Origin of the sequence: Streptomyces sp. NPDC059524, assembly GCF_042749255.1 — a bacterium.
GTDB lineage: Bacteria > Actinomycetota > Actinomycetes > Streptomycetales > Streptomycetaceae > Streptomyces > Streptomyces xanthii.
The window spans coordinates 1-9,105 of sequence record NZ_JBHYTK010000235.1; the positions used below are offsets into that span (position 1 = coordinate 1).

General features: G+C 71.0%; 7 protein-coding genes. 2 read left to right on the top strand and 5 right to left on the bottom strand.

Annotation, left to right across the window (positions count from 1 at the left end):
• Positions 1-21: 21 nt before the first annotated feature.
• The 5 genes from ACFW9D_RS36550 to ACFW9D_RS36570 form a co-directional block, all read right to left on the bottom strand.
• A complete protein-coding gene (locus tag ACFW9D_RS36550; RefSeq protein WP_384629564.1) occupies positions 22-999 on the bottom strand; it encodes an L-threonylcarbamoyladenylate synthase in 978 nt (325 codons plus the stop codon).
• Between the two features lie 52 nt (positions 1,000-1,051).
• Positions 1,052-1,708 carry a TetR family transcriptional regulator gene (locus ACFW9D_RS36555; RefSeq protein ID WP_188340964.1) on the bottom strand — a complete coding sequence of 219 codons (657 nt, stop codon included), beginning with the start codon at positions 1,706-1,708 and terminating at the stop codon, positions 1,052-1,054.
• Between the two features lie 82 nt (positions 1,709-1,790).
• A complete protein-coding gene (locus ACFW9D_RS36560; RefSeq protein WP_384629567.1) occupies positions 1,791-3,587 on the bottom strand; it encodes a bifunctional sugar phosphate isomerase/epimerase/4-hydroxyphenylpyruvate dioxygenase family protein in 1,797 nt (598 codons plus the stop codon).
• 21 nt (positions 3,588-3,608) lie between these two features.
• Complete coding sequence (locus tag ACFW9D_RS36565) at positions 3,609-4,469, bottom strand: shikimate dehydrogenase (RefSeq protein WP_384629570.1); 861 nt, start codon at positions 4,467-4,469, stop codon at positions 3,609-3,611.
• Positions 4,470-4,597: 128 nt separating this feature from the next.
• Entirely contained in the window at positions 4,598-5,971 is a 1,374-nt protein-coding gene (locus tag ACFW9D_RS36570) for an MFS transporter (protein ID WP_384629573.1), read from the bottom strand.
• A gap of 416 nt (positions 5,972-6,387) precedes the next feature.
• On the opposite strand from ACFW9D_RS36570, the gene ACFW9D_RS36575 reads away from it, so the two are divergent.
• Together ACFW9D_RS36575 and ACFW9D_RS36580 are read left to right on the top strand one after the other, a co-directional pair.
• The gene (locus tag ACFW9D_RS36575) at positions 6,388-8,037 is read left to right on the top strand and encodes a sulfite oxidase (RefSeq protein WP_384629575.1); all 1,650 of its coding nucleotides are present in this window, start codon (positions 6,388-6,390) and stop codon (positions 8,035-8,037) included.
• 146 nt (positions 8,038-8,183) lie between these two features.
• Positions 8,184-8,837 (top strand): fasciclin domain-containing protein, encoded by a 654-nt coding sequence (locus ACFW9D_RS36580; RefSeq protein ID WP_384629577.1) that lies wholly within the window; start codon positions 8,184-8,186, stop codon positions 8,835-8,837.
• The last annotated feature ends 268 nt before the right edge of the window (positions 8,838-9,105 follow it).

Here is a 9,105-nt window from a genome sequence, read left to right on the forward strand (position 1 = left end):
CGGCACGGCATCAGCCCGTGGTCACACGACGGTCCGGGGCCCCGCCGCGCGCCGCAGCCGGTTGGCGATCGCCAGGCCCAGCCCCGCTTCCGCGGGCAGTGACGCGATGACGAGGTCGCATCCGCGCTCGTCGAACTCCCGCAGGAACCCGTACAGCCGGCGCGCGTAGTCGGACATCGAACCCGGGACCGTCACCACGGTGTGCGCCTTCACGTCGGCGTCCGTGAGGGCGGCGGGGAGCAGGACACCCACCTGGTGCCCCGACGCCTGGGCCCGTGCCGCTTCGGCGGCGACCTCTTCCGCCTCGACGAGGACGACACGAGCGCGCGGGGCGTAGTGGGAGGGGTGCTGGCCCGGCACCCGGACCTGGCTCGCCGAAGGAACGTCGATCGGGTGGCCCAGCACTTCTTCGAGGTCTTCGCGTGTCACCCCGCCGGGCCGCAGGATGGTCGGGATCTCGCTCGTGACGTCGACGATCGTGGACTCGACTCCGACCTCACAGCGGCCGCCGTCCAGCACGAAGTCGACGGCGTCGCCGAGCTCGGCACGGACGTCCTCGGCGGTGGTGGGGCTGACCTGCCCGAAACGGTTGGCGGACGGGGCCGTGACACCGCCGCCGAACGCCGCCAGCAACGAGAGGGCGACGGGGTGGTCCGGCACCCGCACGGCCACCGTCTCCAAGCCGCCCGTCGCTTCGAGGGGGACCCGTCGCCCCCGGCGCAGGACCAGGGTCAGAGGCCCCGGCCAGAAGTGCTCCGCCAGCAGCCGGGCGGTCGCGGGCACCTCCCGCACCCAGTCGTCCAGCTGCTCGGAACCGCCGATGTGGACGATCAGCGGATGGGACGGCGGACGCCCCTTGACCTGGAAGATGCGCGAGACGGCCTCGGGGTTCTCGGCGTCGGCTCCCAGTCCGTAGACGGTCTCGGTCGGGAGGGCCACCAGACCGCCGGCGCGCAGCACACCGGCGGCCTTCTCGATGTCATGGGTTCCTGCGTTCACGTCCACAATCCTAGAAGGCCGACGAGAGCACCTCCGGACCGTCCCCGGAAGGTCAGGGCGTCGACGTCAGGTACGCGATGACCATGTCGCCGAGCATCGTCCGGTAGTGCTCGCGCCGCCCCGGCTGCGTGAGGTCACGTCCGAACAGCGCCTGGAAGGTGTGCCGGTTGGCCACTCTGAAGAAGCAGAACGAGCTGATCATCGCGTGCAGGTCGACGGCGTCCACGTCGGCCGTGAAGACACCCTGCTCGCGCCCGGCCTCCAGAATGCGGCCGATGACCTCGGTCGCGGGGGAGCTGAGGGAGCCCAGGCTGGAGGCTGCCGCGATGTGCTCGGCCTCGTGGATGTTCTCGATGCTGACCAGGCGGATGAAGTCGGGGTGTGCCTCGTGGTGGTCGAAGGTGAGCTCGGCCAGGCGGCGGATCGCGGACACCGGGTCCAGGTGCTCGACGTCGAGCTGCTGCTCCTGGCGCCGGATGACCGCGTAGGCCCGCTCCAGGACCGCGGTGAAGAGCTGCTCCTTGCTGCCGAAGTAGTAGTAGATCATCCGCTTGGTGGTGCGCATGCGGGCGGCGATCTCGTCCACCCGCGCGCCCGTGAAGCCGAGGCGGGCGAACTCCTCCGTGGCCACGTCGAGGATCTCCGCCTGGGTCCGAGCCGCGTCGCGGGTGCGCCTGGCGGGCTTGGCTGACGGGGGAACGGCGGCCATGCGGCTCCTCGCTGAGACGGACTGTCCGGGGCCCGTCAGTCTAACGTCGGCCGTCACAGCAGGTCCTAGGCGTCCGCGCGGGTCAGACGCCGTGCTGGTACGCGTGCTGCGCGGCCAGCCGGACACCCGCGTTCTGTGCCCCGTAGCCGCGGTAGCCGCCGGTGCGTTGCACCAGCTCGAAGAAGACCCGCCCGATCGTGGGGGTGTAGCAGTGGAAGAACTCCCCCGTCTCGTCGCGGTCGTAGAGGATGCCCGACTCCCGCAGTGTCCGCAGAAGGTGTGGCTCGATGTCGTGGCGCGCGTCCAGATCGTCGTAGTAGTTGTCGGGGATCGGCAGCAGCCCCGCACCCCGCTCCCGCAGGAGACGGGCCGTGGCGACGATGTCGTCCGTCGCCAGCGCGATGTGCTGGAAGCGGACGTTCTCCTCGCCCGGCGCGGGGGCGACGTTGAGGGCGATCCGCACGCCACCGTCCGGGCCGGCGACGGCGCGGCTGCGGAACAGCCCGTATGGGTCGGCCAGATCGAGGCTCTCATCGGCCTGGAGCCCCAGGACGCTGCGGTAGAACAGTGAGGCCTCGTCGAACTGGTGCCATGGCTGGGTCAGCGCGATGTGGTCGATGCGACTGACGCCACCGGCCGGCTCCGCGGGCGTCGGCGGCAGACCGGTGAAGTCGTCGGTCCAGCTCGGATGGTCCGGCCTGCCCGTACGGCAGAAGAACAGCTGCGTCGCGTCGGGTGCGGCGACGGCATCCAGCGGAGTGTCCTTCGGGCCGCGCCGGCGCGGGACGACAGGGGCGAGCAGTGCCTCCGCGCGCCGTGCGGCCTGTGCCGGGTCGGGGGTCTCCAGGCCGATGGCGGCCAGGGCGGGTCCGCCGCGGTGGCCGCCCGCGCCGGTGTTCACCAGGATCCGGGCCTCGCCCTGCTGCCACAGCTCGACCGGTTTGGAGGTGTGCCGTCCGGCACGGGAGAAGCCCAGCGCCCCCAGTACGCCGCGCAGCGGCTCGGTGTCGGCCGCGGTCAGCTCGGCGAAGGCGAAACCCGAAGGGGCGGCCGCGGCGGGCGGCGCGGCAAGTCCCGCGGACTCCTCGAGGAGAAGGAGGGAGCGCAGCGCGTCGACGGCGGTGGACGCCGCGCCGGCCTGCCGGAAGACGTCGTTGAACACTTCGAGGGACAGGGGGCCTCGGTATCCGGCCTTGACGGCCGCCGCCACCACGCCGGCGACATCGAGGCCGCCCTGGCCCGGGAAGCAGCGGTAGTGGCGGCTCCACTGCAGGACGTCCATCGCCATCAGCGGTGCGTCGGCCAGCTGGAGGAAGAAGATCTTCTCGCCGGGGATGTCGGCGATACCGCCAGGATCGTCGGCCCGGGAGAGGATGTGGAAGCTGTCCAGGCAGGTGCCTAGGGCCGGATGGTCGGCCTGTTCGACGATCCGCCAGGCGTGGTCGTACGTATCGACGTGACGGCCCCAGGCGAGTGCCTCGTACGCGATGCGGATGCCGCGCCGCTGTGCCCGGTCCGCGAGCTGTCGCAACTGCTCGGCGGCGAGAGCGTCGTCGTCCAGGGATTCCGGGTCGACGCTGGAGCAGACCAGCAGCAGATCGGCGCCCAGTCGCTCCATCACGTCGAACTTCCGTTCCGCGCGCCGGAGGTTGCGGGCGAGCAGCTCGGCGGGGACGGCCTCGAAGTCGCGGAACGGCTGGTAGAGGTCGATGCTCAGGCCGAGGTCGGCGCAGCGCAGGCGCACGTCCTCGGGGCTGAGCGAGGTGGAGAGCAGATCGTTCTCGAAGATCTCCACGCCGTCGAAGCCGGCGGTGGCGATGGCGGTGAGCTTCTCGGAGAGCGGGCCGCTGAGGGAGACGGTGGCGATCGACTTGCGCAAGGGGGTGCTCCTCTTGATGACTCAGACCGGGGTGGCGGCCAGGCGGGCGAGGTCGGCGAGCATGTGTTCGGTGTGGGGTTCGAGGCCGGTGAAGAGCCGGAAGGCGTCGGCGGCCTGGAAGACGGCCATGCCACCGCCGTCGAGCGTGCGGCAGCCGAGCGCCGCTGCCTGGCGCAGCAGCTCGGTCTCCAGTGGGCGGTAGACCACCTCGGCCACCCACATCGCGGGGCGGAGGAGCTCCGCGGGCAGCGGCATCCCGGGGTGGGCGGCCATCCCGGTGGGGGTGGCGTGGACGAGCCCGTCGGCGTCGGCCAGGTGCCCCGGCGCGTCCGCCACGGCGGCTCCGGACGCCCGTCCGGGGCCGAAGCGTTCGGTCAACGCGCCGGCCAGCCGGTCGGCGCGCGCGGGGTCGGTGTCGAGCAAGGTGAGGCGGTCGACGCCGAGGGTCAGCAGCGCGTGCGCCACCGCCGCGCCGGCCCCGCCCGCTCCGAGCTGGACGACATGTTCGGTCGGGACGTCGCGCAGGCCGCGGGCGAAGGACTGGGCGAAGCCGGTGACGTCGGTGTTGTGCCCGATCGCGCGGCCGCCGCTGAAGACGACGGTGTTCACCGCGCCGAGCTCGGCCGCCTCCGGGGCCAGCTCGTCGAGGTGCTCGATCACGAGCTGCTTGCAGGGGTGGGTGATGTTCAGTCCGTCGAAGCCGAGCCGGCGGGCCGCGCGCAGCAGTTCGCCGACGTCCTCGGGAGCGATGCCCAGCACGTCGATGTCGAGGGTGCGGTAGACCAGACGGACACCGTGCCGGTCGGCCTCGCGTTCATGGAGTGCGGGGGACAGCGAGGGGCCGATGCCGCTGCCGATCAGGCCGGTGAGGTACGAGGTCATCCCATGCTCCCGTGGTTCGGACGCGCCACTTAATAACTAACTAGTTCGTACATTACGATGCCGGGGCGGCCGGTGGAAATGCCTGGGGAGGGGCCACCCCGGCGAAGGGGGCCGGCTGGCGGGCTCGCTCAGCGTGCGACCGGCTGGCGTTGCGATGCCCGGTCCGGTTCGGGCGAGGGGCGCAGGCCGAGTTCCGCGGTGGGTGTCCTGTGGGTCTCGCGCCCGGTCGCCACGGCGATCGCGCAGACGGCGCAGAAGGCCGCGGTGAAGGCCGCGACCCCCACCCAGTTGTCGCCGTTCGGGCCGGCGATCTGAGCGGCGAACGTCACGGCGAACCCGGCCACGGCGAAGCCGGTCTGCGTGCCGACGGCCACGCCGGACAGCCGGACACGGGCCGGGAACATCTCGCTGTAGAAGGAGGGCCAGATGCCGTTGGCCGCGCTGTAGACGACGCCGAAGAACAGCAGCCCGGTCACGAAGACCAGGGGATAGCTGCCCGTGGAGATCGCCCACAGGTAGACGAAGATCATGACGCCGGATCCGAGTGCGCCGACGAGGAAGACCGGCCTGCGGCCGATCCGGTCGGAGAGCTTCGCCCACAACGGGATGGCGACCAGCGCCGCCGCGTTGGCGCAGCCGTTCACCCAAAGCATCCCCGACTTGGTCAGCCCCGCGGCCTCACTCGTGGCGTACGAGAGTGCCCAGACGGAGAAGATCGTGCTGACCGTCGCGATCAGGGCCGCCGCGACCACCCGCAGGACGTCGGCCCAGTGGTTCCTGAGCAGCTCCGCCAGCGGCATCCTGGCCACGTCCTGTCCGGCGGACGCCTGCTGGAACACCGGGGTCTCCTCGAGCGTCCGGCGGATGACATACCCCGCGATGGCGACGAGGGCGCTCAGCAGGAACGGGATCCGCCATCCCCACGAGTACAGCTGCTCGTCGGGGAGCGCCGCGACGGGGATGAACACCAGGGTCGCGAGGATCTGGCCCGCCTGGGTGCCGTTCAGTGTGAAGCTGGTGTAGTAACCGCGCCGGTGCTCCGGCGCGTGCTCCAGCGTCATGGCGTTCGAGCTGGCCTGCTCGCCGGCCGCGGACAGGCCCTGCAGCACACGCATCAGTACGAGCAGCACCGGGGCGGTGGTGCCGGCCTGGGCGTAGGTGGGCAGGCACCCGATCAGGAAGGTGGACAGACCCATCAGGATCAGGGTCCACACCATGATCGTGCGCCGTCCGAGCCGGTCACCGAGGTGGCCGAGGAAGAGTGCTCCGACGGGGCGCGCGGCGTAGGCGACGCCGAAGGTCGCCAGCGAGATCAGGGTCGCGGTCGCCGGGTCGTCCGGGGCGAAGAAGACCTTCGGGAAGACCAGCGCGGCGGCGCTGCCGTAGATGAAGAAGTCGTAGTACTCCAGGGCGCTGCCGATCCAGGCGGCGAGGGCGGCCTTGCGTGGTTTGCCCTGGGGCGGAGCGGGCGGCGCCCCGCCGGCGTGCGGGTGAGCGGACACGTGGACTCCTCGGGGGACAGCCACCGGCCCGGTCGGTGCGGGCGGCGGGTGGCGCGGGTACGTGAACGGCGTGTTGCGGGGGAGGCCAGGCGTAGGGCGAGTGTCGCATGCCCGGCCGAAGCAGTTAACGCACTAGATAGTTAATTAACTTGGGTGGGATGCTGCCCGCCGCCCTGACCGGTGTCAATACATCTGCCCGTAACAAAGCGCGGACGCCCGCACGGGCGCCGCGGTGGCGTGTCTGCCGCAGCTGCGGGTGCCATGAAGGTGCGGGCCCGTACCGGCCGCGCTCAGGTTCTCGCCCGGCACGGCCGACATACTTGATCGAGCGGCTTCAGGCCTCCTTCGGCGGCTTCAGGCCTCTTTCGATGGCGTGAAGGACCAATCCAAGTGCGGTGCGAGGACGGATCCCGAGCATGGACGACGACGTTTCCTCTCCGCCGCTGCGCGGCATCCGACGCTTGACCGCCGGCGCGGTGAGCGGTCTGCTCGCCGGCTACGCGGCCATCGCGGTCGCGGAACTGGTGTCCGCGGCCGTGCGCCCGGAATCGGGCCCGGTGATCGCTGTGGGCGGTGCGGCCATCGACCGTACGCCCGCCGCGGTGAAGGACTGGGCCATCCGGCAGTTCGGCACCGACGACAAGCTCGTGCTCCAACTCGGCATCCTCGCGGTGCTGACCGTGCTGGCCCTGGCGCTCGGCATGCTGGCCACGCGGTGGCGACTCATCGGTTCACTGGGAGTGCTCGCCTTCGGCGTCGTCGGGGCGCTGGCCGCCACCGGTCGACCGGACTCGACCGGTGCCGGAGATGCGCTGCCCTCCACGGTCGGAGCTGTCGCGGGCGCCTGTCTGCTCTTCTGGCTCATCGGACGGCTGGGCGACGCCGGCCACGGTGTGCGCGAGCATGATCAGGCAACTGCAGGAAGGGAGGGCAGCCCGTCCGGGACGCGCCCCGGTGACGGGGCGGACGGTTCCGGGTGGGACCGGCGCGGCTTCATCCGCGCAGCCACCGCGACCGCGGCCGCCTCCACCGGTGCCGGACTCGCAGGGCGTGCGCTGAACGGATCCCAGGGCCAGGGTGCCGTCGCCTCCCGCAAGGGGATCGTCCTCCCCAGGCCGTCGTCCTCCGCGTCCCCGGTGCCCAAGGGGGCTGGGCTGCGGATCAAGGGCATCAGCCCGTTCGTGACGCCGAACGCGGACTTCTACCGGGTCGACACCGCGCTCGTCGTGCCCAAGGTCGACGCGACGTCCTGGCGACTGCGCATCCACGGGCTGGGCGTGCAGCGTGAACGCACCCTGACCTTCCACGACTTGCTGAACATGCCGCTCATCGAGCGCGACATCACGCTGACCTGTGTCTCCAACGAGGTGGGAGGCCCCTACGTCGGAAACGCCCGCTGGATCGGAGTCCGCCTGGCCGATGTGCTCGAACAGTGCGGGGTGAGGCCCCCGTCGAAGTCCGGCCCCGCCGATCAACTGGTGGCCCGCTCGGTGGACGGCATGACCATCGGCAGTCCGGTCGAGGACGTCATGGACGGACGCGACGCCCTGCTCGCCGTCGGCATGAACGGTCAGCCGCTGCCTTTCGAGCACGGCTTCCCGGTCCGCATGGTCGTCCCCGGCCTGTACGGCTATGTCTCCGCCTGCAAGTGGATCAGAGACATCGAACTGACCACGTTCGACGCCTATGACGCGTACTGGGTCGAGCGGGACTGGGCGCAGCAGGCCCCGATCAAGACCGAGTCGCGCATCGACACGCCCAAGCCGTTCGGCCGGCCGCAGGCCGGCACCGTCATGGTGGCCGGCGTCGCCTGGGCCCAGCACCGGGGCATCGACAAGGTGGAAGTCCGGGTCGACGACGGTCCGTGGCAGGAGGCCCGCCTCGCCGCCGAGGACACGCGGGACACCTGGAGGCAGTGGTCCTACGCGTGGCAGGCGACCAAGGGCGGTCACACGCTGACCGTCCGGGCGACCGACCGCACGGGCGAGACCCAGACGGAGAAGCGCGCCGACACCATGCCGGACGGCGCCACCGGCTGGCACACGGTCGCGGTCACCGTCGACTGAATCGACGCGCGCTGTACTGCGCGCCGGGGCAGCGCCACACGCGGATCACTCTTTCGAGCGGGCGACCAATCCGTCACGCGGCCGGCGCCGGATTCCCTGTGATGAAGGCGAATGGCCTTCACATTCCAGATCGCTGAGGGACTGTCATGCGTACTCACTTCCGTCGGGCCGCTGTCGCTGTGGTCGCCGCCGCGGTGCTGCCGTTGGCGCTGACCGCTTGCTCGGACAGTGGTTCCGAGGAGAAGGCTTCCGAGGGTTCCACGTCGGCCGCGTCGAAGGGGGCGGACCAGGCCGGTCCGTCGAAGGACATGCCGGCCGGGACGAGCGAGCCGTTCGGACCGGCGTGTTCCACGGTCCCCAAGGAGGGGGCGGGCTCGTTCGACGGAATGGCCAAGGACCCGGTCGCCACGGCGGCCTCGAACAACCCCGCGCTGTCGACCCTGGTCAGTGCGGTCAAGAAGGCCGGCCTGGTCGACACGCTGAACAACGCGAAGAACATCACGGTGTTCGCGCCGACCAATGACGCCTTCGCGAAGATCCCGAAGGCCGACCTCGACAAGGTGCTCAACGACAAGGCTCAGCTGACCAAGATCCTCACGTACCACGTGGTGGGTCAGAAGCTGGCTCCCGAGGACCTGGAGAACGGTTCCTTCGAAACCCTGGAGAAGTCCAAGCTCACCACCGCCGGCTCGGGTGAGTCCTACAAGGTCAACGACAGCGCCGATGTGGTCTGCGGCAACGTCAAGACCGCCAACGCCGACGTCTACATCATCGACACCGTCCTCATGCCCGAGAAGTAGACGGTTCCGCTGCCGCGCGGGCCGACGTGCGGAGGCAGCGCGTTTCGGCCGCCGGGACGGCGGGGCACCATCGGGTCCCCCCCGCGCGGGGGGGGCCCCGGGCCCCCACCACAAGGGGGCGGGAGGGTGGGGGGGTGCCGCCCCCGGGGGGGGGTGACGGGCGCCGGGCAAAATTTTCCCCGACGCCCGCGGCCGCGGGGGACACCCGGGCAAAGACGCTGGACAGGAGCCAGACGCAGAACGGCGCTGACAGCGGCCAGTGCATGCA

Excerpts from the sequence above, each read along its gene's own strand:
- ACFW9D_RS36555 (WP_188340964.1), bottom strand. The coding sequence starts at position 1,708 with ATGGCCGCCGTTCCCCCGTCAGCCAAGCCCGCCAGGCGCACCCGCGAC.
- ACFW9D_RS36565 (WP_384629570.1), bottom strand. The coding sequence starts at position 4,469 with ATGACCTCGTACCTCACCGGCCTGATCGGCAGCGGCATCGGCCCCTCG.
- ACFW9D_RS36575 (WP_384629575.1), top strand. The coding sequence starts at position 6,388 with ATGGACGACGACGTTTCCTCTCCGCCGCTGCGCGGCATCCGACGCTTG.
- ACFW9D_RS36580 (WP_384629577.1), top strand. The coding sequence starts at position 8,184 with ATGCGTACTCACTTCCGTCGGGCCGCTGTCGCTGTGGTCGCCGCCGCG.